Annotated in this window: 23 protein-coding genes and 2 pseudogenes; 13 read left to right on the top strand and 12 right to left on the bottom strand. The window is 65.3% G+C overall.

Annotation, left to right across the window (positions count from 1 at the left end; all coding sequences use genetic code 11):
• Positions 1–62: 62 nt before the first annotated feature.
• A complete protein-coding gene (gene fbaA / locus QN350_RS13575) occupies positions 63–1088 on the bottom strand; it encodes a class II fructose-bisphosphate aldolase (protein ID WP_322139289.1) in 1026 nt (341 codons plus the stop codon).
• 246 nt (positions 1089–1334) lie between these two features.
• Between fbaA and glpX the strand changes: the two genes are divergently transcribed.
• A complete protein-coding gene (gene glpX / locus QN350_RS13580) occupies positions 1335–2267 on the top strand; it encodes a class II fructose-bisphosphatase (RefSeq protein ID WP_134449619.1) in 933 nt (310 codons plus the stop codon).
• Between the two features lie 133 nt (positions 2268–2400).
• Here the strand turns inward: glpX and QN350_RS13585 are convergent, their stop codons facing one another.
• From QN350_RS13585 to QN350_RS13595, 3 genes are all read right to left on the bottom strand, one after another.
• The gene (locus QN350_RS13585) at positions 2401–3771 is read right to left on the bottom strand and encodes a DNA recombination protein RmuC (RefSeq protein ID WP_323502777.1); all 1371 of its coding nucleotides are present in this window, start codon (positions 3769–3771) and stop codon (positions 2401–2403) included.
• A gap of 59 nt (positions 3772–3830) precedes the next feature.
• Complete coding sequence (locus QN350_RS13590; RefSeq protein ID WP_322139291.1) at positions 3831–4442, bottom strand: hypothetical protein; 612 nt, start codon at positions 4440–4442, stop codon at positions 3831–3833.
• A gap of 72 nt (positions 4443–4514) precedes the next feature.
• The gene (locus tag QN350_RS13595) at positions 4515–5132 is read right to left on the bottom strand and encodes an exonuclease domain-containing protein (RefSeq protein ID WP_322139292.1); all 618 of its coding nucleotides are present in this window, start codon (positions 5130–5132) and stop codon (positions 4515–4517) included.
• Positions 5133–5195: 63 nt separating this feature from the next.
• Between QN350_RS13595 and ychF the strand changes: the two genes are divergently transcribed.
• Positions 5196–6287, top strand: a complete 1092-nt coding sequence (ychF, locus tag QN350_RS13600) for a redox-regulated ATPase YchF (protein ID WP_323516647.1) — start codon at positions 5196–5198, stop codon at positions 6285–6287.
• Positions 6288–6361: 74 nt separating this feature from the next.
• Here the strand turns inward: ychF and QN350_RS13605 are convergent, their stop codons facing one another.
• From QN350_RS13605 to QN350_RS13615, 3 genes are read right to left on the bottom strand one after another with little or no spacing between them, the layout of a single operon-like run.
• Positions 6362–6526, bottom strand: coding sequence for a hypothetical protein (locus QN350_RS13605; protein WP_323516649.1), 165 nt, complete (start codon positions 6524–6526; stop codon positions 6362–6364).
• A gap of 45 nt (positions 6527–6571) precedes the next feature.
• Entirely contained in the window at positions 6572–7111 is a 540-nt protein-coding gene (locus tag QN350_RS13610) for a hypothetical protein (RefSeq protein ID WP_323516651.1), read from the bottom strand.
• A 23-nt stretch (positions 7112–7134) separates the two neighbouring features.
• The gene (locus QN350_RS13615; protein ID WP_323516653.1) at positions 7135–7623 is read right to left on the bottom strand and encodes a hypothetical protein; all 489 of its coding nucleotides are present in this window, start codon (positions 7621–7623) and stop codon (positions 7135–7137) included.
• 116 nt (positions 7624–7739) lie between these two features.
• Here QN350_RS13615 and QN350_RS13620 point away from each other — a divergent pair, with 116 nt between their 5' ends.
• The 3 genes and pseudogenes from QN350_RS13620 to QN350_RS13625 all read left to right on the top strand — a co-directional run bounded on the left by QN350_RS13620 (position 7740) and on the right by QN350_RS13625 (position 11117).
• Positions 7740–8456, top strand: coding sequence for a hypothetical protein (locus QN350_RS13620; protein WP_323516655.1), 717 nt, complete (start codon positions 7740–7742; stop codon positions 8454–8456).
• Between the two features lie 337 nt (positions 8457–8793).
• Positions 8794–9084, top strand: a pseudogene (locus tag QN350_RS20025) (carboxypeptidase-like regulatory domain-containing protein); the annotation flags it as partial.
• A gap of 1127 nt (positions 9085–10211) precedes the next feature.
• Entirely contained in the window at positions 10212–11117 is a 906-nt protein-coding gene (locus tag QN350_RS13625) for a cell wall-binding repeat-containing protein (protein WP_323516657.1), read from the top strand.
• A 192-nt stretch (positions 11118–11309) separates the two neighbouring features.
• On the opposite strand, the gene QN350_RS13630 is transcribed toward QN350_RS13625, so the two are convergent.
• A complete protein-coding gene (locus QN350_RS13630; protein WP_323516659.1) occupies positions 11310–12038 on the bottom strand; it encodes a CPBP family intramembrane glutamic endopeptidase in 729 nt (242 codons plus the stop codon).
• Positions 12039–12057: 19 nt separating this feature from the next.
• On the bottom strand, positions 12058–13479 hold the full coding sequence (locus QN350_RS13635; protein WP_323516661.1) for a bifunctional diguanylate cyclase/phosphodiesterase: 1422 nt from the start codon (positions 13477–13479) through the stop codon (positions 12058–12060).
• Between QN350_RS13635 and QN350_RS13640 the strand changes: the two genes are divergently transcribed.
• The 7 genes from QN350_RS13640 to QN350_RS13670 all read left to right on the top strand — a co-directional run bounded on the left by QN350_RS13640 (position 13463) and on the right by QN350_RS13670 (position 20328).
• Positions 13463–13879, top strand: a complete 417-nt coding sequence (locus QN350_RS13640; protein WP_323516664.1) for a hypothetical protein — start codon at positions 13463–13465, stop codon at positions 13877–13879. The genes QN350_RS13635 and QN350_RS13640 overlap by 17 nt on opposite strands.
• Before the next feature lie 241 nt (positions 13880–14120).
• Positions 14121–15554: a polysaccharide biosynthesis tyrosine autokinase gene (locus QN350_RS13645; RefSeq protein ID WP_323516673.1), complete on the top strand. Its 1434-nt coding sequence runs from the start codon at positions 14121–14123 to the stop codon at positions 15552–15554.
• Entirely contained in the window at positions 15551–16138 is a 588-nt protein-coding gene (locus QN350_RS13650) for a low molecular weight phosphatase family protein (protein WP_323516676.1), read from the top strand. The genes QN350_RS13645 and QN350_RS13650 overlap by 4 nt, the downstream gene beginning before the upstream one ends.
• Positions 16139–16141: 3 nt before the next feature.
• On the top strand, positions 16142–17152 hold the full coding sequence (locus QN350_RS13655; protein WP_323516680.1) for a hypothetical protein: 1011 nt from the start codon (positions 16142–16144) through the stop codon (positions 17150–17152).
• A 73-nt stretch (positions 17153–17225) separates the two neighbouring features.
• A complete protein-coding gene (locus QN350_RS13660; protein WP_323516687.1) occupies positions 17226–18713 on the top strand; it encodes a sugar transferase in 1488 nt (495 codons plus the stop codon).
• A gap of 75 nt (positions 18714–18788) precedes the next feature.
• Positions 18789–19289: a hypothetical protein gene (locus tag QN350_RS13665; RefSeq protein ID WP_323516692.1), complete on the top strand. Its 501-nt coding sequence runs from the start codon at positions 18789–18791 to the stop codon at positions 19287–19289.
• 106 nt (positions 19290–19395) lie between these two features.
• Positions 19396–20328 (top strand): IS30 family transposase, encoded by a 933-nt coding sequence (locus QN350_RS13670; protein ID WP_323516696.1) that lies wholly within the window; start codon positions 19396–19398, stop codon positions 20326–20328.
• Here QN350_RS13670 and QN350_RS13675 read toward each other — a convergent pair.
• From QN350_RS13675 to QN350_RS13685, 3 genes are all read right to left on the bottom strand, one after another.
• Complete coding sequence (locus QN350_RS13675; RefSeq protein WP_323516700.1) at positions 20301–21059, bottom strand: Mu transposase domain-containing protein; 759 nt, start codon at positions 21057–21059, stop codon at positions 20301–20303. The genes QN350_RS13670 and QN350_RS13675 overlap by 28 nt on opposite strands.
• A 202-nt stretch (positions 21060–21261) precedes the next feature.
• On the bottom strand, positions 21262–22200 hold the full coding sequence (locus QN350_RS13680; RefSeq protein ID WP_323516709.1) for a tyrosine-type recombinase/integrase: 939 nt from the start codon (positions 22198–22200) through the stop codon (positions 21262–21264).
• A 167-nt stretch (positions 22201–22367) separates the two neighbouring features.
• Positions 22368–23171: a DDE-type integrase/transposase/recombinase gene (locus QN350_RS13685; RefSeq protein WP_323516711.1), complete on the bottom strand. Its 804-nt coding sequence runs from the start codon at positions 23169–23171 to the stop codon at positions 22368–22370.
• Between the two features lie 213 nt (positions 23172–23384).
• On the opposite strand from QN350_RS13685, the pseudogene QN350_RS13690 reads away from it, so the two are divergent.
• A pseudogene (locus QN350_RS13690) lies at positions 23385–24092 on the top strand (IS481 family transposase); the annotation flags it as partial.
• Positions 24093–24320 lie beyond the last annotated feature (228 nt).

The following is a 24320-nucleotide window of genomic DNA, read 5'->3' on the forward strand; positions in this document are numbered from 1 at the left end:
ATAAGAGACAGAATTCAGAAGAATCCACCCCGGCTTGGTCCGGCTTTTTATTGGGTCGGAGACTAGCTCTCCGAGTGTCCGGCGGAGCCGAGCTGCTGGGTGGCTTCGACGACGCGGGCGGCCATGGCCGTCTCGGCGACCTTGCCCCAGGCACGCGGGTCATAGAGCTTCTTGTTTCCGACTTCGCCGTCGATCTTGAGCACGCCGTCGTAGTTCTTGAGCATGTAGCCGGCGACGGCGCGCGTGAATGCGTACTGCGTGTCGGTGTCGATGTTCATCTTCACGACGCCGTTGGCGACGGCTTCGGCGATCTCGGCCGCGGTCGATCCCGATCCACCGTGGAAGACGAGGTTGAGCGGCTTCACGCCGGTGCCGTACTTGGCGGCGAGGCCGTCCTGGATTTCCTTGAGCAGTTCCGGGCGCAGCTTGACGTTGCCGGGCTTGTACACGCCGTGCACGTTGCCGAAGGTGAGCGCGGCCATGTAGCGGCCGTTCTCGCCGAGGCCGAGCGCGTCGACCATGGCGCTGGCGTCGTCGAGGGTCGTGTACAGGTTTTCGTTGATGTCGCCCTCGACACCGTCTTCCTCGCCGCCGACGGCGCCGATCTCGACCTCGAGGATCGCGTTGATGTTCTTGGTGCGCTTGAGGATGTCCTTCGCGATGACGAGGTTCTCGGCGAGCGGGATGGCGGAACCGTCCCACATGTGCGACTGGAAGATCGGGTTGCGTCCGGCCTTCACTTCGGCTTCGGATGCGGCGATGAGCGGCAGGACGAAGTCGTCCAGGGCGCCCTTGGGGCAGTGGTCCGTGTGCAGGGCAACGGTAACGGGGTAATTGTCGGCGACGGACTGCACGAAGCGGGCCATGGCGAGCGCACCGGCTGCGCGGTTCTTGACCGTGTGGCCGGCGAAATAATCGGCGCCACCGGTGGTCACCTGGATGATGCCGTCGGAGCCGGCCTCGGTCAGGCCCTGCAGGACGGCATTAATGCTCTGGGAAGACGAAACATTGAACGCCGGGTAGGCGAAACCCTCGGTCTTGGCTTTGGCGAGCATCTCTGCATACTGGTCTGGGGTTGCGATGGGCATGTTTTTGCGTCTCCTCGATTGAACAGTTTCGGTCTTCCCATCCTACTGACGACGACTGGATGGCTGGACGGGAAACAACAGCCGTTCCCGCTGGTCGGGCGCTAGGCTCTTAAACGGCAGCGCTGGGAGACCGGCGCCGGCCCAAAGCTGGGCCTCGCCACTGCCGCACTCTTCGTCCGGGAAGGACCATCTGTGAACAGCCCCGAAATCGCCCCCAATTTCACCCACCCTGACCGGAACCTGGCCATGGAGCTGGTGCGTGCGACCGAAGCCGCGGCCATTCGCGCGGTGCCGTTCATCGGTCGCGGAGACAAGAACGCGGCAGACAAGGCCGCCGTCGACGCGATGCGAGTGTTCCTCGGCACCGTCAACTTCGACGGAGTCATCGTCATCGGCGAGGGCGAGAAGGACAAGGCCCCGATGCTCTTCAATGGAGAGCACGTCGGCAACGGCACCGGTCCGGCCTGCGACATCGCGGTTGACCCGATCGACGGCACGAGCCTCACGGCCGAGGGCCGCCAGAACGCGCTCTCCGTGATCGCCGTGTCGTCCCGTGGCACGATGCTCGACGCCTCCTCGGTGTTCTACATGGACAAGATCGTCACGGGAGCCGCCGGATTCGGCGTCGTGCACCTCGACCAGCCGATCGGCGACAACCTGCGCGCGCTGTCCCAGGCGACGGGGAAGCCCATCGGCGAGATGGTCGTCGCCGTGCTCAACCGTCCGCGCCACGAAGGCCTGATCGACGCGATCCGGAGCGCGGGAGCCGGCACCCGGCTCATGTCCGACGGCGATGTCGCCGGCGGTATCAACGCCGCCCGGTACGGCACCCGCATCGACATGTGCGTCGGTATCGGCGGCAGCCCCGAGGGCATCACGACGGCGTGTGCGCTCAAGGCGCTCGGCGGCTTCATGCAGGGCCGACTCGCCCCGAAGGACGACGCCGAGCGCGCCAGGGCCATTGCGGCCGGCCTTGACGTGGACAAGGTGCTCGATCTCGACGACATGGTTTCGGGAGACAACACCTTCTTCGTCGCGACCGGCGTGACCGACGGCGGCCTCGTCGACGGGGTGCGTCGTAAGGGTCCGATCATCCGCACCGAGAGCATCGTCATGCGGGGCAAGTCCGGCACGGTCCGCCGGGTCGTGGCCGACCACCTCGCCGCCAAGTGGCTGTAGCCCGCGCACACTGACCGGCGCGCACTGACCCGCGTCTCCGCACGCGAGACACGCGAGAATCGCCGTTCCGGCCGAGCCGTCCCGTTCTTCGGGAAACATTCGGCAGGAACGGCGAGTGTCGCCCAGCGCCCGGTCAGTCGGCGCGCTGGGCGGATGCCTCGAGTTCGGCCGCGGCCAGTCCCGCGGCTTCCAGCTCGGTCACGAACTCCCACGCGACGAGTTCGCGCGGCGATTCCTCGACCCCGGCGAGCGGGGCGAGCACCTTGGACTCGTCGAGGGCGTTGAGCTTACGCGCCGTCGGCAGGACCTGGCGTTCCATCGACCCGACGAACCCGTTGTAGTCCTTGACGGTGCGCTCGATGGAGCGGCCCAGCTTCTCGATGTGGGTGGCGGTGACGGCCAGCCGGGCGTAGAGCTCACGGCTGAGGTCGAAGAGCAGTTTCGCGTCGTGGGTCAGGACATCCTGCTGCCAGGTGAACGCGACGGTCTTGAGCACCGACCAGAGCGTCACGGGGGAGGCGAGCGCGACCCGTTTGGAGAAGGCGAACTCCATGATCGAGGGGTCGGCTTCGAGAGCGGACGACACGAGGGACTCGCTCGGGATGAACGCGATCACGATCTCGGGGGAGGCCTCGAGGCCTTGCCAGTACGCCTTGCTGCCGAGGGCGGTGATGTGGTCGCGCACGGCCTTCACGTGGGCGCCGAGGAGTGCCGTGCGCCGGGCGCCCTCGGCGCCGGTGGCCGTCGCCGGGATCTGGCTCGCCTCGAGGAACGCCGTGAACGGCACCTTGGCGTCGACGGCGATGTTCTTGCCTCCGGGCAGGTGCACGACCATGTCGGGGCGGCCGGACCCTGCGTCGGAGCTGATGCTCGACTGCACGTCGAAATCGACTCGCTCGATGAGCCCGGCGGCCTCGACCACGCTGCGCAACTGGGTCTCGCCCCAGACACCGCGGGTGTCGTTCGCGCGCAAAGCGGAGGCCAGCGACTCGGCGGTGCTGCGCAGCCGTTCCTCCGACTCGGTCGCACTGCGAAGCTGCTGGCTGAGCTCGCCGTGCTGCAGACTGCGCTGGGCCTCGAGCTCCGAGACCTTGAGCTGCATGTCGTGCAGGCTTTCCCGCACCGGGGCGAGGGCCTGGAGCACCTTGCTCTCCCGTTGTTCGCGTTCGGTGCGGGCGGCGGCCTCCTCACGGTGCCGTTCGTCGAACTCTCGTGCCCGGCGCTGCGCGTCGGCGAGTTGCTCGCGGAGGGCATCCGTTGTGGCCTGCACCGAGGCGAGCTCTTCGCGCAGAATGGCCGAGACTTTGGCCTCGGCGGACCGCAGCTCGGCGAGGTCGACCTGGTGCCGGGCCGCGAGTACCGCGGGATCGACGGCGTGCGTACCAGCACCGGAGGTGGCCGCGCCGGCCCGGGCGGCGCGGCGTTGCAGCACGATGACCGTGCAGAGGGCGCCGAGCATGGCGCCGAGGGCGATGCCGAGAAGGAGGGTGAGCCAGGGATCCATATTCCAACTCTGCCAGCGGCCACCGACACTCACCGCGCAGGCCCCGGGAGAGTCGCGGGTCAGGCCTCGAGCGCGAGCGCCTGCGCGAGCATTTCCGGGTCGTTCCGGGTGGTTCGCGAGACGACGAGATGCTGCCGGTTGATCCGCTGGGCGAAGAATCCGAGGTAAGGGAGCTGGATGATCGTCGTGAGGCCGCCCCGCCAGGCCGTGACGAGCGCCGGGATGACCCGGTTCTCCGGCAGGGTGCCGAGCGCCGCCGGCATGGTCGTGCGCCACATCTCACACGCCTCCTGGTCGATTCCGGTGTTCCAGAAGTCGGACGGCCAGGTCGAGGTCGAGGTCGCCGCCCACAACTCCTCGTCGGTCAGGGTGTCCAGGAGGCGCTGGACCTCCTCGTCCGGGATGCCGACGGCCGGTTTGGCCGCGTCGAAGTGGCTCCAGGCTCGCCGCCACTCGGTCAGCCAGCGCTGCACGGCGGCGTCGAGGTCGAGGTGGACCGGCCGGCAGGAGGTGCCCGGGTCCGGTTCGGAGTCGAGCTTCGGGACGGAACCGATCTCAAGCCGCCAGGCGCTGCGCACGAAGAGCAGGAAGATCAGGGGTGGCCAGCATTCTTCGACGTTGAGCTGCATGTCCTGGGGCCAGGGGCTCAGGGGCAGGTCTTCGGAGTCCATGATGGCGGTGCCTCTCGTTCTTCTGCTCGCTCGTTCTTCAGCTAACTCGTTCTTCAGCTAACTCGTCGTCAGCTAACTCAGGGCCATCGGCCCGTGGATCGCGGCTTTCGCTGCGATGGCGACGGGTCCGATCGCTCCGACCCCGACCTTGGTGATGCGGGCCAGGTCTTCGAGGGTGTCCGCACCGTGCCGCTTTGCGGCGTGGATGATGATGGCGGCGCAGGCCTCGGCGTCGGCGAGGGCGTCGTGGTGGGCGAAGTCCTCGAAGCCGGCCGCCATGGCGGCGACCGGGAGCCGGTAGGAGTCGAGGTGATATGTGCGGCGGGCGACCTGCAGGCTGCAGACATAGCTGAAGTCGGGCACCGGGAGTCCGGCGACCGTTGAGGCGGTTTTGATGACGCCGAGGTCGAAACCGGCGTTGTGGGCGACGAGCGTGTCGCCGTCGGCGAAGGCGACCAGCGCAGGGAGCTGCTGGGCCCAGGTCGGGGCGCCGAAGACATCCGCCGGGTAGATGCCGTGGATCTTGATGTTCCACTTCAGGAACTCGTCGTGGCCGGGTGCGGGCTGGATGAACCAGCCGACACGGTCGGTCACGAGCCCATCACGCACTTTGACCAGCCCGACCGAACACGCGGAGGCGCTCGAGGAGTTGGCGGTTTCGAAGTCGATCGCGGTGAAGTTGAGGGGCACCCCTTCATGCTCTCACGGCCCACCGACAGGCCCGACGGGGCCCGCCCGGTACGATGGATTCTCGTGGCTCTTACTATTGCAATCGTCGGACTGCCCAATGTCGGCAAGTCCACCCTCTTCAACGCGTTGACCAAGAACAACGTGCTCGCGGCGAACTACCCGTTCGCCACGATCGAGCCGAACGTGGGGATCGTGAACCTGCCGGACTCCCGGCTCGCCGCGCTCGCCGCGATCTTCGGCAGCGAACGCCTGCTCCCGGCACCGGTGTCCTTCGTTGACATCGCCGGCATCGTGCGCGGCGCGAGTGAGGGCGAGGGCCTCGGCAACAAGTTCCTCGCGAACATCCGTGAAGCGGATGCGATCGCTCAGGTCATCCGCGGATTCGCCGACCCCGACGTGGTGCACGTCGACGGCGCCGTGAACCCGGCCGGCGACATGGAGACCATCAACACCGAACTGATCCTCGCCGACCTGCAGACCCTCGAGAAGGCCATCAGCCGTTTCGAGAAAGAGGTCAAGGGCCGCAAGATGCCCCCGATCGTGCTCGAGACCGCGCTCAAGGCGCAGGCCGTGCTCGACGCCGGCCAGCCGCTGTCCTCCGCGAAGCTCGACATCGAGCCGATCCGCGAACTCGGCCTCCTCACCGCGAAGCCATTCATCTACGTGTTCAACGTCGACGAGGCCGTGCTGCAGGACGCTGAGAAGCTCGCCGTGCTCGCCGCCCTCGTCGCCCCGGCGAACGCCGTGTTCCTCGACGCCAAGCTCGAGTCCGAACTCAGTGAGCTCGACGCGGCCGACGCCGCGGAGATGCTCGCCTCGACCGGCCAGGCCGAGAGCGGTCTCGACCAGCTCGCCCGGATCGGCTTCGACACCCTCGGCCTGCAGACCTACCTGACCGCGGGCCCCAAGGAGACCCGCGCCTGGACGATCCACAAAGGCTGGACCGCCCCGCAGGCCGCCGGCGTGATCCACACCGACTTCCAGAAGGGCTTCATCAAGGCCGAAGTCTTCTCCTTCGACGACCTGATCGCCGCAGGCTCCATCGCCGAGGCCCGCGCCAAGGGCAAGGCCCGCATCGAGGGCAAGGAGTACGTCATGCAGGACGGCGACGTCGTGGAGTTCCGTCACGGAAATACATCTGGCGGGTCCAAGTAGTTTCGGGATCTGACCGGGTGTTAAACCCAGAATAGCCCCTCACCGGTTGGGTGAGAGGCTTAGGGCGTGCCGAGCTACGCGGCGAGAGGCACGAGTGCTGCAAGTGGCTCCGGCCTGAGGAGCGCAGTTAAGCGGTCCATCTGTCCGATCGTGAACTCTGGGGATGCGTCAACGAGCGCCTTGATGTAGGCGGTACGTTCGGCGGGCGTGCGGGCTGGGGTGGTGCTGTTGGAAATCATGCCAGACACATGCGCGGTTAAGATCTGGCAGAAACGCGTGCCGTATTACATGTCGTACGGATCCGCTACGCGAGAGCGTGCGTCAATCCGGCCGGCACTGTCCAGCGCACCCACGAGTAGCATTCCGCGCAGTAGGGAAATCTCCGCCCTGGGGTCGATGACGATTAGCGATTTACCACCAGTAGGCGGATCCCAGTAGAGCGCTTTCATGATCGGATGAACGACGACCAGCAGCGGGTTCACCGAGGCCCAGCTAGCGCTTGATGGGACCAACGATTTTTCGGCATAGAGGCGATCGAGATTCTCGGAGCTTTCTGTGATGGTGCTCCATCCGAATTCTTCCCTGGCCGCGACGAGGGCTTTTCGCTGGGCCGCCTTGGCCAGACCGCACGCGTAATCAAACCTGTGTTCTTTGAGCAGCTCGCTCCACGAGCCGCCCTCGACGATTGTCTCCGCGCGGCAAATCAGTCCGTAGCCGGGGATGATCGAGGACAGCAGGACTCCCGGGCTTGACCCCAGCCACAGCTCACCGCCGGTCGCTTCGCCGCATGCCCAGAACGCCGGTCCGTGCTGTTCGTTTCCCATGCCAGCAGCATGCGCGGGATCACTCAGTAGTAGACGCGCTGGCGCTGGAGCCCGGGTGAAACCTCTTGATCGGCAAGCCACGCGATCAGGGCTCCGACTGCTACCGGCACTTTGTGTATCTCGTTCGGCTGGACGATGAGCGTCATCTGAGGATCCGTGTGCACATTCACCTCTGGCCGCGTAGCCCCGCCGACCGTTCCCAGCCGCCACAGGTATTCGTTGTCCGGAGGCCGGAATTCGCCGATCTCAACGGCGAGCCCGGCCTGCGATCCGAGCGTCTGCGCGTACACGTGACCTGTCGCGGCAAAAGGGTCTGCTACCTCCTGGATCACTAGGTAACGCCAATCCCGCCCGCTTCCGACATTCCTCACGAGGTTGTCGAGCATCACCCATGACGTCATCGGCCACCAGAACCCGACGTTGTTCGTCCACTCAAGCGCCGGCATGGGCTCCTCCCAGGCGAGCAGATCGAGGCGGAGTGAGAGGTCCTGGTCGCGCAGAGGCTGTGGCATGCGTCGTTCATGCGCGGGTGCGTCGCCCGCCGGACAGGCCCGCGCATGTAGTGGCTATGAGCAAAAGGGAAATGCACCAGGTGATGGACGGGCCTGGGCGATGGCGAGTAACCACTATGAGCGGCTCGGTCCATGAGCTTGAGTCCGGCGCTGGACTTTCCTGGCGCCGCATGCCGGCGGCCGGCGCTTTCCAAGCCGCCTATGACGGCAGGTGGGTGCGACTGCGCCAGCTTGGCCGCGTAGAGGTTGGTTCCCGCGTCTCACTCGAGGTCGGCGACGGCAGTTATTTGTGCGGAAATACGTGGCACCTCACAGCGACGGTAACGACTATCCAGCGCCTACCCGGCTACTGCACCGAGTGCGGCAGCCGCCGCCCGCTGCGCGTGCCATGCTGGCGTTGCACTGTCCAGCCGGACTGGTTCGAGGGTGACGACGGAGCGGACCCGCGCCGGGTCGCACGCCGCCTCCGCATCGAACGCCGGCTTGGCCGCATCCGCTCATGGCGCCACAACAGCTGGGCTGCTGTCAAAAAGTCCGCCTACAACGCCACCGATTGGCGCTGGTGGATCGATGGTATCGGCACCCTCACTGCCGAGGATGTCGAACCGTCCTACTGCGAAAACTGCCGGAGCCTGCTCATCGGCGCTGATACCTCGCCGAGCCTCGCCAACTGCACAATGTGCTCCATCAGCCCCGGCTGGGCGTTTCGCTCACACTATGAGGGTGAGAGCAAGAACCGCTACCCAGACGCCCGCAAGATCCGCCGGCGCGTCCGCTGGGTCGAGTTCATCGCGTGCCTGCGCGGCGTTCCAGCCACCCAGATACGCTCCTGAGCCACTGGGCGATCAGTCGGCGGGGGCGGGCTCATGGCGGTATTTCGCTTCGATCTCTGCGCGCGCAGCTTCTAGGGTGAGCTCGCCTAGCAGGATCCTCCGGCACCGGTCGACGTTGTCGGCGTTGGGTTCGTGTGTCAATGGCCAATCCGATCTGCCCACTGGCGGCCAGTAGAAGATGCCCACTCATGGCCAACAGATCTGCCCACCGGGGGTGTGGTGGCGTCGGCCATGCGTGGTCGTGCTCGGTTTAGCCTCAGGCTAAACGGGGGGTTACCTCCGCGCGTACGCAGCGGGAGTGATGCTGGCTGGCGCGCTGAAACAAATGAAAGTTGTCATGGGGAACATCTATCGTCGAATCCGGGAGCGCAGCTTCGCTGGGGCCCTGACTTTAACCGCGTTGCTCGTTGTGGGCACGCTCGCCGGCGCAGCGCCGGCCAATGCTGTGGCCGATCCGGCCACCGCCTCGATCAGCGGCATCGTCACCATTGACACCGGTGGGGTGCTGTCACCGGGTGCGGACGTCCAGGTCTATGCCGTCACCGCTAGTCACGCATGGGTCACCAGCGTCCAGACCGACGCCACCGGCCACTATTCCCTGACCGCACTGCCGGCTGGGGAGTACAAGCTGAACTTCTCAGGATGGCAGAGTGGCATTATCTCCGAGTGGTACCAGGACTCTCCAGACTTCGCCGCGGCAACCGTAGTCTCGGTCGCAAACGCGCAGGCCCGCCAGGGCGTTGACGCGCAGGTGACGGTTGGAGGCAAGATCACCGGCACGGTGACGAAGAACGTCGACGGCGTGATCACACCGGTCCAAAGCGCGTACGTGACCGTATACTCCGCGGACGGGAAGGCATCCTTCTCGGGGGCCAGCGTGAAGGCAGACGGGACCTATTCGGTCGGTTCGCTCCCTTCCGGTGACTACGTGGTGTACTTCCAGACTTTCTACTCAAGCCTTGCCAATGAGTATTCCGGCAACGCCGCGGACTTCACGTTCGCGCAGCGGATCGCGGTGCGTGTCGGGCAGACGACGCCGGGCATCGATGCCGTCTTGGAAACCGGCTCGACGATCACGGGAACCGTGACGTCGAACATCGACGGCACTGCGAAGCCCCTCGCGGGGGTGCGAGTCTCAGCAACGGCGACGTCCGCGCTCGAATACCAGGGCGAGGCATCTTCCGGCGAAACGGATGCCGCAGGTCACTACTCGATGATTGGCCTGGCCGCAGGCAGCTACAAGATTAGGTTTTACAACACCGATTCGGCCGTCGTGTCCAAGTGGCACACGGATGCCAATGATTTCGCCACCGCCACCGCCACCGCCACTGCGGTCGCGGTGACAGCGCACGCAACCGTCCCCAACGTCGACGCAAACCTCCAGGCGGCGAGTTCAATCAGCGGAACCGTCACCCAGACCTTCGGCGGCGTGACCAAGGTCGCGAGGAGCTACGTCGACGTCTGCTCCGCGACCAGCGGTGATTACATCACCGGGGGCCCGACCCCTGTTGACGGAACCTATTCCATCGGGTCGTTGATGGCGGGCTCCTACAAGGTCGGCTTCGTCGGATACGACAGCAACTCCGGTCTCGTCCCGCAGTACTTCGACAACGTGGGCGATCTCGCTTCGGCGACACCCGTCACGGTCGTTGCTGCATCCAACCGGCCCGGCATCAACGCTACGCTGACCGATGCCGCCTTCCCGACGCCGACGCCGACTGCGACCCCGACACCGGCCCGACGCCGGCCCCGGTCGTGCGTCTCTCCGGCTCCGACCGATTCGATACGTCTGCGGCGATCTCCTCAGCCACGTTCGACCCGGACGTGTCGGTCGCCTACATCGCGAACGGGTCTAATTTCCCGGACGCACTCTCAACCGCACCCGTCGCGGGCAAGGACAAGTCGCCCGTGCTGCTGGTCCCGGCGGACAGAATTCCCGCTCCGATCCAGGCTGAGCTGGCCCGGCTGAAGCCGAAACGCATCGTCGTCCTCGGCGGCGCGAATGCCGTCTCCGACACTGTCACGGCGGCGCTCCAGGCATACACGTCAGGAGCCGTCACGCGTGCGGCCGGAGCCGACCGATTCTCCACCTCCGTGGCGATCTCCGCTGCCGCGTTCGACCCGGCGGTCCCCGTGGCCTACATCGCGAACGGAAACAACTTCCCCGACGCCCTGTCCGCGGCCTCGGTCGCGGGCAAGAACGGCGCTCCCGTGCTGCTGGTTCCCTCCAACGGCATCCCGGACGTGATCCAGGCCGAGCTGATCCGGCTCAAGCCCGGCCGCGTCGTCGTTCTTGGCGGAGTGAACGCGGTCTCGGATACAACCGCGGCCGCGCTGAAGGCGTTCACGGCAGGAGCGGTCACGCGCGTGTCGGGAGCTGACCGGTTCGCCACATCCGCAGCGATCTCCCAGGCCACCTTCGACCCGGCAGCTCCCGTGGTCTACGTCGCCAACGCCTACAACTTCCCGGACGCCCTTTCAGGAGCCCCGGTTGCAGGCCTCAAGGGTGCTCCCGTGTTGCTGGTCCCGTCCGACAGCATCCCCGACGTCATCCAGGCCGAGCTCACCAGGCTCAAGCCCGGCCGAGTGGTGATCCTCGGCGGCCCGAACGCGGTCGCAGACGCGGTCGCGCAGCAGCTGAACACCTTCGTCACGAAGTAGCTCCTCGTCACGCAGAAGTACCGTGACAGCATCCGCTCGCCGGCACCACCACAGGCGAGCGGATGCTGCATCTCGCGATCACGCGACATTGTCCCTTTCGTGAGGTGTCGCATATCGAGGTTCGCTGTGCGGGAAGGTCGATATGCGACACCTCACGTGCTGTGTGGCGCACGCCGCCGGCGAATCTGGGCGCTAACCGAGCAGCGCGGGCACCACAACGAGCCCGTTGAACACGATGTGCGCGATCATCGCGCCGCCGAGCCGCCCGGTGATCGCCGTGACGGATGCCGCCGCGAGCCCGAACACGACCGTCCCGGCCCCGACCACGAGAATCGCGGTCCCGGAACGGGCGTCGACCACGTGCAGCAGTGCGAACACGAGCGCGCTGACGACCGCCGCGAGGGCAAGGGCCACCGGGCGCCGGGCATCCGTTGCCGCGGCGACCGCGCGCAGCACCAGGCCCCGGAAGTACAACTCCTCGATCAGGGGAGCGATCAGCACCGGCGCGAGCAGCGACAACACGATCCACCAGGCGTCGTGCGCCGGGGCATCGAGCGTGACGCCCCCGGTGCCCAGCCGCCCGTAGCCGGCGATCTCGGCGAGGCTGGCCACGACCCGGGTCAGGAGCCCGATCGTGAGTCCCCAGAGCAGGTCGATCGGGCGGAAGCGCAACCCGAAGTCGCGGGCGAGCGAGCGCGAGCCGCGCAGGTAACAGGCCACGAGAACGGAGCCGAGGAGCGGCACCCACACCACGAGGTAGCTGAGCACCTCGACCACCCTCGGGTCGGTGAGGTAGCTGTGGCTGAGCGCCCAGTCGGCCGCGAGCACGAGCAGGATCGCCCCGACCGCGCCGACGGCCGCGTCGTCGAGGCCCCAGCGCACGCGCCGGGCCGGGGGAGTGGCGGGCGTGGCCTGGGTCATGCACTCAAACTATCGTGTCTCACGTGCGCGCGCGCGAGCGCGAGCGCAGTCCCGCGCAGACCGCGGCGAGATCGGCGGATGCCACGGGCCGGGAGAACAGATACCCCTGCGCAAAGCGGCACTCGTGTTCGTCGAGCCAGTCGGCCTGCACATCCGTTTCGACACCCTCGGCGATGACGCTGCTCGCGAGCCCGCGGGCGAGACCGAGAATCGACTGCACGAGCGGGGCGTCGTCGGCGGCGCAGCCGATGCCCGAGATGAAGCGGCGGTCGATCTTCAGCACGTTCGCGCGCACCTCGCTCAGTCGTTCCAGGTTCGAGGAGCCGGTGCCGAAGTCGTCGATCATGATCGGGATGCCCGACGTCTGCAGTTGGGCCATGTTCGCGTGCACGGCGCCGTACTCCACGACGTAGTCGCTCTCGGTGAGTTCGATCTTGAGCGCCCCGATCGGCAGGGAGGCGCTGTCGCACAGGGCGAGCAGCCGATCGGCGTAGTGCGGGTCGCCGAGTTCGATGCCGGAGGCATTCACGCTCACGTAGAACGGCGGCGAGCCCGGGTCGACCGGCATGTTCCACGAGGAAGCGATCGAAACGGCGGTTTGCACGATCCAATCACCGAGCCGCGGCATCGCTCCACTGGCCTCGCACAGCGGGATGAACTCGACCGGCGAGATCGCGCCGCGGGTCGGGTGCGTCCAGCGCAGCAGTGCCTCCGCACCCACCGCCCGCCGGGTGCGCAGGTCGACGATGGGCTGGAACACGAGGTTGAACTCGCCGTTCGCGATCGCCTGCCCGACCGCCGTCGCCGTCGCATAGTGGCCGCCGTGGATCCGACTGGTGCCGCGCCCACTCCGCTTCGCACTCGAGAGCGCCTCGGTCACGCGTGTCCGCAGGCCCGAGGCCGATTCTCCCGGTTCGTGGCTGGCGATTCCCTCGGAGAAGCCGTGGACATCCGCGCGCATGCGCTGCACGGCGGCCTCGGCCTCGAGAGCCGCCAGGCCCGGCAGCAGCACCGCGAACTCGTCGCCGCTGGTGCGAGCGACGACCATGCCCGAGTCCGGGCCGCCGAGCTGCACGCAGTGCGCAGCGAACTCGATCAGCACCCGGTCGCCGTTCACGCGCTGGCGCACCTCATTGGTGACGGTGAAGTGGTCCAGGTCCATGAGCACGACCGTGCCCACCGAATCGGCGCGGGCGTTGCGCACGTGGTCGTTCAGGATGCGCTCGAAGAAAATGCGGTTGCCGAGCCGGGTCAGGTCGTCGGTCTCCGACTTGAGCGCGCTCGTGACGAGCCAGTGCAGGCCGAAGTTCGCGATGATCGCCGCCGGGATGATTAGCAGCAGGTCGATTCCGCGCATCCCGGGGTGCACGAACAGCGCGACGACGACGAGCCCCGTGCCGCCGACCGCGAACGGCAGCGATTGCATGATCGGCAGGAACATAGCACAGTGCGAGGATCACAAGGATCCAGGTGCTCATCGCAAGGGCCGAGGACGTGGCGTCGGTCAGGTACACGCTGACGGCGGTGTCGACCAGCACGAACGTGAGCACGATCGTGCGCACGGTTTGGTTGAAGAGGCGGCGCAAGAGAATCGACAGCAGGCCCACCAGGAGCGAGACGCTCGCGATGATGACAAACAGGCCCGCGTGCGGGGCCATGCCTTCTTCCGGTGTTTTGACATAGACGAACATCACGAGGGCGGCCATCGTCGTCAGGCTGCCGAGCAGCAGCCCGGCCAGACGAGGATTGTCGAACATCCCCGGATGGAATGTGACCATCAGTTCGACCCGGAAGAACCTGCCCAGAAACTCGGCTGGCCGCCTTGTACGATTTCCCCCTGAATCGTCCATTAGCTGGTCGTCTGGGGTGGGGTCAGGTGCGGGCCGTCGCAGCGCAGGGGAGGGGAGGCAACTCCCGATCTGCCGCGTTGTATACAAAATTCGGGCCCATCCCGTCAGCCTACCGCCGTAAATGGATGCCCCCGGCCCGATCCAAGCGTGACAGCACACCCCCAACCTGTGAGAACATGTCTGGGGGGCACAATCAACGGGCCTTGCTGTGCACTTAGGGAGAGGCCGCCGCGTGGAACTTCGCGACTACATTCGCATTCTGCGCAAGAGCTGGGTGATGATCCTGCTCCTCGCGCTCGTTGCGGTCGCCGCAGCCTCCACGTACTCGATCCTGCAGACCCCCAAGTACAGTGCCGTCGCGAAGGTCTTCGTCTCCACGCAGTCCGCCGGCACGGCAGCCGACCTCGTGCAGGGCAGCAGCTTCACCGTGCAGCGCGTCAAGACGTACTCCGACCTGGTCAGCGCGCCGATCGTGCTCCTGCCCGTGATCGGAACCCTGGGTCTCGGCATCCCGGCCGACGAGCTCGCCAAAAAGATCACGGCATCCGCCCCGCTGGACACCTCGATCATCGAGATCACCGTGCTCGACACCGACCCGGTGCGCGCCGCCAACATCGCCAACGCCACCTCGCAGAGCCTGACCGCCGTGGTGCAGGAGATCGAGACCCCCACTGCCGCAGGCGCCGTCTCCCCGGTCAAGCTCACCCGCGCGCAGGACGCCACCGTGCCCTCCATCCCGGTGAGCCCCAACGTTCCGCTCAACATCGCGCTCGGCGCCCTGGTCGGCCTCGCGCTCGGTGTGGGCGTGGCCGTGCTCCGGGAGACCCTCGACACCCGAATCCGCAACGAACGCGACGTGGAGAGCGTCACCGACGCCGCCATCCTCGGCGGCATCGTCTTCGACCCGAAGGCGCAGGACCGCCCGCTCATCGTGCACGTCGACCCGCGCAGCCCGCGGGCCGAGAGCTTTCGCACGCTGCGCACCAACCTGCAGTTCCTCGACGTGGGCCGCACGGACCGCAGCTTCGTGATCACCTCCTCCATCGAGAGCGAGGGCAAGAGCACCACGGGCGCCAACCTCGCCATCGCCCTCGCCGACTCGGGCGCGAGCGTTCTGCTCGTCGACGCCGACCTGCGCCGCCCCAAGCTCGCCGACTACATGGGCATCGACGGCACCGTCGGCCTCACCGACCTGCTGGTGGGCCGCGCCGAGATGAAGGACATCATCCAGCCCTGGGGCAAGGCCAAGCTCTTCGTACTGCCGGCCGGCCACGTGCCGCCCAACCCGAGCGAGCTGCTCGGCTCCGCCCGCATGTCCTACTTCGTCGCCGAGTTCAACAAAGCCTTCGACGTGGTCATCTTCGACTCCCCGCCGCTGCTGCCGGTGACGGATGCCGCCATCCTGGCCAAGAGCGTCGGCGGCGCCATCGTCGTGGTCGCGTCCGGCCGCACGCAGAAGGGCCAGCTCAAGGGTGCGCTCGCGGCCCTGGACAACGTGGGCGCCACGGTCTCCGGCCTCGTGCTCACGATGCTGCCGACCAAGGGCCCGGATGCCTACGGTTACGGCCGCTACGGCTACGGCTACGGCTACGGCGACGAAACAGTGCCCGAAGCCCCGGCCGCCGCCGCGCACCGCTCCTTCCTGAAGCCCAAAGCGCGGGTGTGACGGTGGTCGCTCTCCCCCTCTCGGTGCTTGTCGTGTGCACGGGCAACATCTGCCGCTCTCCGCTGGCCGAGCAGCTGCTGCAGGCCCGCCTGACCGAGGCGGGCGTGTCCGCCATCGTCACGAGCGCCGGAACCCGGGCCCTGGTCGGCTACCCGATGACGCCGGAGGCCGCGGGCCTCGCAATCCGCTACGGCGCTGCCCCGCAGGCCCACGCTGCCACCCAGCTCACCCGGGAACTGATCGAGTCGGCCGACCTGGTGCTCACAGCCACCCGCGAGCACCGCAGCGAGGTGGTCTCGCTGCACCCGCGGGCCGCCCGCTACGCCTACACGCTCACCCAGTTCGCCCGCCTGGTCGACGCCATCCCGCCGACGCCGAGCGCTGGACCAGAAGCGATCACCACGTACCTTGCCGAAGTATCGACGACCAAGGGCCTGACCCCGCCGCCGCACACTGCCGCTGATGACGACATTGAAGATCCGTACCGCCAGTCCGAAGAGATTTACGCCCGCGTGGCGCACTCGATCGACCAGGCCGTCACCCAGATCACCGCCGCCCTGGCCGCCGCCGAAATGAGGCGGTAGCCCATGGCCCGCCCGATCCGCCACGTTCCCCGCGACACCTCCCGCCGTCGCACCGGGGTGTACGTCGGTGTTGTCGCCTTCGTGGCCGTCGATGTTCTGCTGATCGTGCTGGCTCTCGGTTCCAACCGGTCCACCGCGACAGCCGAGACGGCCGCCCCGCTTCCCACCTTCGGGGCCTCGAGCGTGCAGCCAACGCCGGCCGGAACCACGGCGTCAACCCCGACGCCGGTCGCGACGGCCACGTCGACCTCCACTCCGGCCGCGAGCACCCTCCTCCCGGTGCCGCCCACTCGGCTCCTCGGTGCCGTCGACGCCAAGACCGCCTGGCGCGCCCAGACCGGTGCCTGCCCCACGGTCGCGGCGACCCCCGAGCTCACCACCGACTCCGGCGCCACGTGGAAGAAGACCGACGCCTCCGGCCCCACCAAGGTCACCGCGCTGCAGCGCCTCTCCGCCACGAGCGAGAGCACCGTGGAGTTCGTCGGCCTCGCCAAGCAGGACTGCGCCCCCCAGTTCGTGAAGACCTTCGTCTCCGGCGACAACTACTCGGCCTACCCCGACAAGCTCGCCGGCACCTGGTACGTCAACCCTGCCGACCGTGCCACCGTGCACAGCCCCGTCGGCGCCGAGAAGGCCCCCTGTGACGCCGTGATCACCCTGGCCGTGCGCGACGGCAAGAACGCGGCCGCCCTCTGCGCCGACGGTCGCGCTTTCGCTACGACGGATGCCGCCGCAACTTGGTCCTCGCCCGTCACCCTGCCCGGCGCGGTCACCCTCACCGACACCACCACGGGCTATCTCGCCGCCGCGGTCGGTCGCAAAGGGTGCGCCGGCGTGCAGGTGCTCACCCTCAAGCCTTCCCTTGAATCCGCCGTGTCAGGTTGCTACCCGACACCTGCCCCGGCCCAGTCCCTGCCGGGCAACGTCGCACTGTCGGGAGCCTCAGGTACTCTGTGGCTCTGGGCGGGCGACGCCCTGGGCCGCTCTTCCGATGGCGGCGCCACCTGGAAGTAGTCGCTTCATTAACGAGGACCCGAGCAAATCGTTGCAGCGGGATACACGGTGCCCGAATCGCCGCAGGGGGAAAATGAACGAGAACGCAGCATCAACGGCACCACCCGTCGATCGCAAAACGACCAGCCGTGACTGGCGGGACATCTACGCGGGCCGCCTCGCAATCACCGACCTACTCGTGCTCATCTGGGTCGTCTTCGGGGTTCAGATCCTGTGGTTCGGGCTCGACACGGCAGATCTCGCGTTTCGCGGCAGCACAATGGGCCTCGGTCTCAACTACACCGCGGTGTCCGTGATCCTCATAGCGAGCTGGATGACCATGCTCGGCGTCTACGGTAGCCGCGGCTATCGTGTGCTCGGCACCGGCCCCGACGAATACAAGCTCATTGCCAACTCATCTCTCCGACTATTCGGACTCTTGGCGATAGTGGCGTATCTCTTCCATATCGATGTGGCGCGAGGATACATCCTCATCGCGTTCCCTATGGGGCTCATTGTGCTGGTATTCTCTCGTTGGATTTGGCGTCAATGGCTGGTCGTACAACGGCTTCGCGGTCGGTTCACCTCCCGGGTTCTCCTAGTTGGGTCGAGAATTTCGGCGTCACGAGTCAACCGCGAACTTTCGCGCCTACCCGGAGCCGGCTACCTCGTTGTTGGGGTGTGCGTTCCAAACGGATTTCCTGGTGATTTTCTCCCTGACACGCAAATTCCGGTCCTCGGCGATATCGACAGTTTGCAAGCGGCGCTGGGCGCGGTTGACGCGGACACCGTCGTGGTCACTAGCAGCGCTGAACTGTCTCCGATCCGGATGCGAGAACTTAGCTGGAGCCTTGAACCAGGGAAACATCACCTCGTAGTCGCACCGAGCCTCACAGACATCGGGGGTCCACGAATACACACGCGACCAGTGGCGGGGTTACCGCTCATTCATGTTGAGACGCCACGTTATGAAGGGCTCACTCAGTTTGCAAAACGCGCCTTCGATCTAATCGGATCTGGCCTATTAATAGTTGCTGTATCCCCGTTGCTTATCCTTATTAGTGCGGTCATCGGTCTATGCCGGAGTGGTCCAGTTCTATTCCGACAGGAGCGAGTCGGAATCAACGGAAATCATTTTATTATGTTCAAATTCCGGTCTATGGTCGTGGGGGCCGAATCTGGGCTCGAAAAGCTGCGTGAACAGCAGGAGTCAGAGGGCAACTCGGTGTTGTTCAAGCTAAAAGGCGACCCGCGCGTGACTCTCATCGGTGGCTATCTTCGACGCTTCAGTCTCGATGAGCTTCCTCAACTCTTCAATGTCTTGGCGGGCAAGATGTCACTCGTTGGGCCTCGCCCTCCGCTTGAGATTGAAGTGGACCAATACGAGATTCATGTACACAGAAGGTTTCTTGTGAAGCCGGGTATCACCGGACTATGGCAAGTAAGTGGGCGCTCGAACCTGTCATGGGAAGACAGTGTCCGTCTCGACCTCTACTACGTAGAGAATTGGTCGATCACCGGTGACCTGATCATCCTCTGGCGAACAGCGAGGGCTGTCCTGATCAGAGACGGCGCTTACTGATCCCGACTTGAACGACGTGTTGCGAGAAGAGGAGCTTTCAATTGAATTTGTCGACGCTCGTTGAAAAGTACGCCGTTGGCGCTGAAAATCCAATGTGATCTCTGGTTCCCGCACGAAGACCTGCCGGTGGGCCATGACCAGACCGCTGCACCGCCGGTATTAGTGATGACGTCGACGTTTTCCGGATTCATCCAGGCCAGCATGTTGCCCTCATGGACGTCGCCGGATCTGCTGGGCGGGATGTGGTCGTTGATGCAGGAGGCCGAGGCCGTTCCCGCCCGGATGACTTGGGATAACGACACCAGCATCTCGTGCGGGAAACTCACCGGACCGGCCGCCGCGTTCGTCGGTACTCTCGGCACGCAGATCAAGTTGCTCAAGGCCCGCGAACCCGAGTCCAAGGGCATGGTCGAGCGGATGAATCGCTTCTTCCGCAGCCGCTTCATGTCGGGGCGCGCCTTTACCTCTCCCGACGCCTTCAACCAGCAGCTGGCTCCCGGTCGCAGCGAGAGCGACCGGGTTGGGGTCTGTCAGTCGAATGCAGGTGGCGAATCTCTGCCCAATCGTCCAATTTGATCACCTTCCATAGTGGTTGGTGGCCCTATTTTCAGTCGGCGACAGTTTCAAGCGGTCAATGCAAGGGTGTGGTTCCGGTGACCTCCTAATCTGCTTCTTGGGAGGAGTGAAATGGGACGGAAACCAAAGCCACCGGAGCAGCGGATGGCGTTTTTTACGGCACGTGCGTCGGGCGCGTCGCTTCGAAAGTCCGCTGCACTGGCGGGATATCGAGGTCGACGGCCTGTCTGTGAAAAATGGTTACCGTGCCGCTCATGCTGAACGTCTCGCCGAGGCCCGGAGCCGGCGGCCTCGACTCGGGAAACTCGCTTCGGATGATCGTCTGCGCGAGCACGTGGAATCCAAACTCAAGGTCTGCTGGTCTCCCCAACAGATCTCGAAGCGCCTAATCGCGGAGTTCCCGGACGACTCGGCGATGCGGGTGTCTCACGAGACGATCTACACCTCGCTCTTTGTGCAAGCCCAGCCCGGTCTGAAAGTGGAATTGACCGCCAAGCTCAGGACTCGGCGCTTGCGCCGCCATCCGCAACGGCGTGTTGCCTCCGGCGGGAAGAAGTCACGGATACCGGGCCTTGTGCCCCTGAAGGACCGTCCCGCCGAGGCGAACGACCGCAAGACACCTGGCCATTGGGAGGGCGACATGATCGTCGGGCGCTACGGCACGTCCCACATCGTGACCTTGGTCGAACGGCACAGTCGCATCCTGATCGCCGTCCCGTTCCCACACGGCGCGAAAAGCGAAACCGTGATCGCGGCACTCATCGAAACCTTCAACAAGCTGCCTGCTCCCATGCGCCGAACGCTGACGTGGGATCGCGGCACCAAAATGGCCCGTCACGCTGATTTCACGATAGCGACCGGGATTCCAGTCTTCGTCATCGACGGCGGTGAGGAACAGCTGCTCGGGGGTGAGGGTGTCGTTGGCTTCGTCCTGGATGAGTTCCTCCAGTCGTGTCGCAACATGGGTCACGCGAAGGGCCCGGAACTTGTCGTAATCGATGCTGGTGAACATCACTTTCCCTCCTCGTCGCGTGCGTAGTGGGACGCGTCGCGAACATAGACGTCTGGCATGGTGTCGCGGAAAACGACGGTGCTGACGCGTTTGCGGGTCGAGGCCGCCGGGACCACCGGCCGGGGCTTCTTCGCATCACTGTCGATCGCCGCCATCAACCGTTTCAGTGTCGAATAGGTCGGATGGGCGCGGCGGTTCACGAGCTCTTGGCAGGCCGCCTCCAACCGTTCCCGATTGTTTTTGCCCCGCCCGTCCAGGATGTTCTGGCAGGACAGGTAGCCCTGCGCCTCAATCACCTGGCCGTCGAGGATCTGCTCGATCACCGTCACTGTTGCCGGCCCGGCGCTCCGCGCCCGGTCAGTGAACCACCGCCGGGACCACAGCCCGTCGATATCCCGGTGCTGCGGTGGAACATGCTCCGGCAGAGTCGAGTACTGGCCCTTCCGGCCCGTCAGCCGAGGGTGTTCGCAGAGCATCTCATTCCCATCGAAGACCGTCACCCGGGACGACGTCACCCGAACCCGCAGCAGCTTGCCCGCCAGCGCGAACGGCACCGAATAGCGTTGCGTGTCCGCGGTGACGTGGTAGTTCCGGGCTGCCTTCAGCTCCTTCCAGGAGACGTCCTCGAATCCGGCATCCGGCAACGGGCCCAGCAGCTCCCGCTCCTCGGTGTCGAACCTCTCCCACCGGGTCGTGTCGTCGGCGCGGCGGATGTCGTGGTTGATCTCTCGCACCCGTTCCTCGATCGCAGCATTCAACTCGCTCAGCGTCGTGAAGACGTCGTCATCGAGGTAGCCGATGACGCGTTTGTTCACGACGTTCACCGCGTTTTCGGCTGCAGCCTTGTCGCGCTTATCCCGAATTCGGGATAAAAAAGACTATCCCGAGGATTCTGTTATCCCGAGTTTCGGTCGTGAGGTCTGTGCTTTGGCGGCCTGAGAGCTCATTTCCTCGGGATAATCACTTCAGCCCAGCGAGCTGCAGGATCAGGTCGTCGCCTCCCGTCCAGAGCGGTGCGAGCTCGGGTGTGGCGCTTCCGGCTTTTTGGATGGCTTCGCGAACCATCTGGTTATCGGCCGACGCGTAGATGCTCGTGGTCGCAATATTCGCGTGGCCCAGGAACTCCTTGATGTGAGGCAGGGGAACTCCGGCGCGCAGCATCTGCATCGCGCGGGCGTGCCGAAGCTGGTGGGCATGAATCTTTTCCGGGACTTCCAAACACTGTTGCCGTGCTGCGGTGGCGTGTTTGTTGAGCAGGTAGGAGATATTGTCCTGGCTCATCTGGTGCCGACGATCTGCCCGGACAGTGAAGAACAATAGAGCAGCAGAATCCGTCGTGCCGAGATGGAACTCGCCCAGGTATTGGTCGAGGTGGCGGGCGGTTTTGTCCATGAGGGGGACGGTTCTGCTTTTGCGTCCTTTGCTGGTGAGCGTCACCCGGGCGGCGCCGATCGTGGTGTCGATATCGGCCGGAGACAGGTTCAAGATTTCCTGGATCCGTGCTGCGGCGTCGAAGGTGAGCAGGATGAGGGTGGTGTCCCGGCGGCCGCGGCTGGTGTCTTGTCCGGGGGCGCGGATGAGCGCGTCGACGGAGGGCATGCTCAGCCCGTCCGGGGCCCGGGTCCGGGTGCGGGCGGGTTTAACCTGGGTGACTTCGAGCCAGATCGACACAAGCGCTGGATCCTCGCCGGCGCAATACGACAGGAACGACTTGATTGCCGCCAGGCGCTGGTTAGTGGAGGAGGCACCAAGATGCTGCGTCTCCAGCAGCCAGGTGAGAAAGGCAGTGATGGTGGAGCGGTTGATTACTTCGAAGCTGACCTCGGCCAGGGCAAGGTGCTGCGACTGGCGAAGATAGTCGAGCAGCGCGTTCAGCGCGGTTTTGTAGGAGCGGACCACCGGTATTGCATCGTCGTCGACGGCGCATGTCCGAGCGGACCAATTGCCGCGTCAGCCTGCACGATCACATCGCTGATACAAACACTCATCTCTGGCTCACCTCCAGTGAAAATCGTTAGAGATGAGCCAGCGTAAACAGGCTGCCGTTATCCCGCGGAAATAGTCAATCAGGCCGCCAAAGCACAGGCCCCGCGACTGAAACTCGGGATAACAGAATCCTCGGGATAGTCTCGCGGCCGCTTAACGCGTGCTGGGACGATTGCGCATTGGTAGTGATCGGCGAGCTGCTGATATCTCGCGTTGACGACCCGTTCCGCGTCGCCCTTGTGGGTTTGGTGGGTCGAGGTCGTCGGGTTGTCCGGCACGACGATCTGGGGAACGCCGCGGAAGAACGCGAACGCTTGAACGTGGGCGTCGAGCCAGGCCGGGGACTTCATATCTGCGTAAGCGCGGCAGAACATCAGCCCCGAGAACGGCAACACCGCGACGAACAAGATTGCCCGGACCACCTCGCCGGTGATCGTGTCGACGACGTCCATCGTGTCGCCGGCCCAGTCCACCAGCATCGCCCGGCCCGGCTCATGGCGGAGCACCGCCACCAGATCGTGGGTGCGGAGGTAGTCCGTGAACAAGGCGCAGAACTGCGAATACCCATACTTCTTCCCCGCGTCTTTGGTGTCGACGTAACGACGCCACGCCAACAGCAACGTGAAGTGCCGGTTCGCTTTCATCGACGCCAGCACCCGCGACAAGTCGGGCTGGTCATACTCAGCCGACACTCTCCGGCGCCCATCGGGGAACCATTCCGCGAGCTCAGTGTCGGTGATCCCGACCGCCGAGCTGAGACCGCGGTCCTGGACCTCCTGCCGAACCCGGGCCACGTCGCGATGCGAGCACCCCGCGACCTCTACGACTTCGCGGTAACTCCGCCCTTCAAGCAACAGCCCCAATATTTTCCGATACTCCGCCATGACCCGCCCTTAACAATGAAACGACAACGCCTTCTGCGTTGTCCTTTCACAGCAGAGCAGTCCACCGCCCGCCAGCGCTACCGTGTTCCCGGAAACGTGCTACCAACTCGCCGGACTGTCCTGTCTCAATGCATCGTGGACACGCGATCTCATGACATCGTGGACACGATATCTCACAGCATCGGAGACACTGACGGCGGTGATAGTCGGGGGATGACGAATTCTCTTTCCCCACAGACTCGTGCCGCGATCATGAACTACGACCCGACCCAGCCGCACGCGCTATCGATTACCGATTTCTGCCGCTCGCTGAAGATCTCTCGGAGCGTGTTCTACAAGGTCCGAGGTCGAGCTGCCCACGAGGCGGCTGCTGCATTGCACCCACGCTCTCGAGCCCCGAAGGTCCCAGCCCGGCTGTATGGGCAGGTGGTGGTGAATGAGCTGGTGAAGATCCGCAAACGGCTCAAGGGTGATGGCTGGGATTATGGTCCCCGCTCGGTCTACTACGAAGCGGCCATGGACGACGGGTTCCCGGGAGGGAAGGTGCCGTCGGTGGCGACGATTGCGCGTCTGCTGGCCAGCGCCGGGCAGGTGGACGCGTCGCCGAGGAAGCGACCGAAGTCGTCATATATCCCGTTCGTGCGCGCGACGGTGATGTCGTTGTGGCAACTGGACGCGTTCGAGTACCGGCTGGCTGCTGGGCAGACCGTTACTGTGTATCAACTGCTCGACGACGCCAGCGGATATGACGTGGGTACCGACGCGTATTCGCGTCATGAGAACAGTGCCGACGCCAAGGACGTGCTCGAACGGGCCATCGCCGCGAACGGGGCGCCCCAGGAGGTGCTCTCGGATAACTCGCTGGCGTTCAACCAGCTGCGGGCAGGCACGATCGGCTCTGTGGAGATCTTTCTGGCATCGTGTGTTTTGTCAACTCGAACCCGGCCATTTGATCGCTAATTAACCGGCCACTTCAGCACCGTTTCCGGCCAATTGATCACGGTGCCTGCGGCGGTCGGTTTTTGGGGTCGTTTCCTCGCACTGACCCGCGGCAGAGTGGCGTTGGGGTGGACCAATCGGCGTCAGGTTCGAGACCAGCCGGGCCTGGCCGGGGCTATTTCATGAGGGCATGCTTGACGCGGTAGGACT

The organism is Cryobacterium sp. 10I5 (assembly GCF_035019865.1).
GTDB classification, from domain to species: Bacteria; Actinomycetota; Actinomycetes; order Actinomycetales; family Microbacteriaceae; genus Cryobacterium; species Cryobacterium breve_A.

Bases quoted from the DNA above. Each gene is read 5' to 3' on its own strand.
- QN350_RS13635 (WP_323516661.1), bottom strand. From the start codon at position 13,479: ATGTTCCTGCCGATCATGCAATCGCTGCCGTTCGCGGTCGGCGGCACG.
- QN350_RS13615 (WP_323516653.1), bottom strand. From the start codon at position 7,623: ATGCCACAGCCTCTGCGCGACCAGGACCTCTCACTCCGCCTCGATCTG.
- QN350_RS13655 (WP_323516680.1), top strand. From the start codon at position 16,142: ATGGCCCGCCCGATCCGCCACGTTCCCCGCGACACCTCCCGCCGTCGC.
- QN350_RS13590 (WP_322139291.1), bottom strand. From the start codon at position 4,442: ATGGACTCCGAAGACCTGCCCCTGAGCCCCTGGCCCCAGGACATGCAG.
- QN350_RS13610 (WP_323516651.1), bottom strand. From the start codon at position 7,111: ATGGGAAACGAACAGCACGGACCGGCGTTCTGGGCATGCGGCGAAGCG.
- QN350_RS13660 (WP_323516687.1), top strand. From the start codon at position 17,226: ATGAACGAGAACGCAGCATCAACGGCACCACCCGTCGATCGCAAAACG.
- QN350_RS13605 (WP_323516649.1), bottom strand. From the start codon at position 6,526: ATGATTTCCAACAGCACCACCCCAGCCCGCACGCCCGCCGAACGTACC.
- fbaA (WP_322139289.1), bottom strand. From the start codon at position 1,088: ATGCCCATCGCAACCCCAGACCAGTATGCAGAGATGCTCGCCAAAGCC.
- QN350_RS13630 (WP_323516659.1), bottom strand. From the start codon at position 12,038: ATGACCCAGGCCACGCCCGCCACTCCCCCGGCCCGGCGCGTGCGCTGG.
- QN350_RS13640 (WP_323516664.1), top strand. From the start codon at position 13,463: ATGATCGGCAGGAACATAGCACAGTGCGAGGATCACAAGGATCCAGGT.
- QN350_RS13620 (WP_323516655.1), top strand. From the start codon at position 7,740: ATGAGCGGCTCGGTCCATGAGCTTGAGTCCGGCGCTGGACTTTCCTGG.
- glpX (WP_134449619.1), top strand. From the start codon at position 1,335: ATGGAGCTGGTGCGTGCGACCGAAGCCGCGGCCATTCGCGCGGTGCCG.
- QN350_RS13685 (WP_323516711.1), bottom strand. From the start codon at position 23,171: ATGGCGGAGTATCGGAAAATATTGGGGCTGTTGCTTGAAGGGCGGAGT.
- QN350_RS13585 (WP_323502777.1), bottom strand. From the start codon at position 3,771: ATGGATCCCTGGCTCACCCTCCTTCTCGGCATCGCCCTCGGCGCCATG.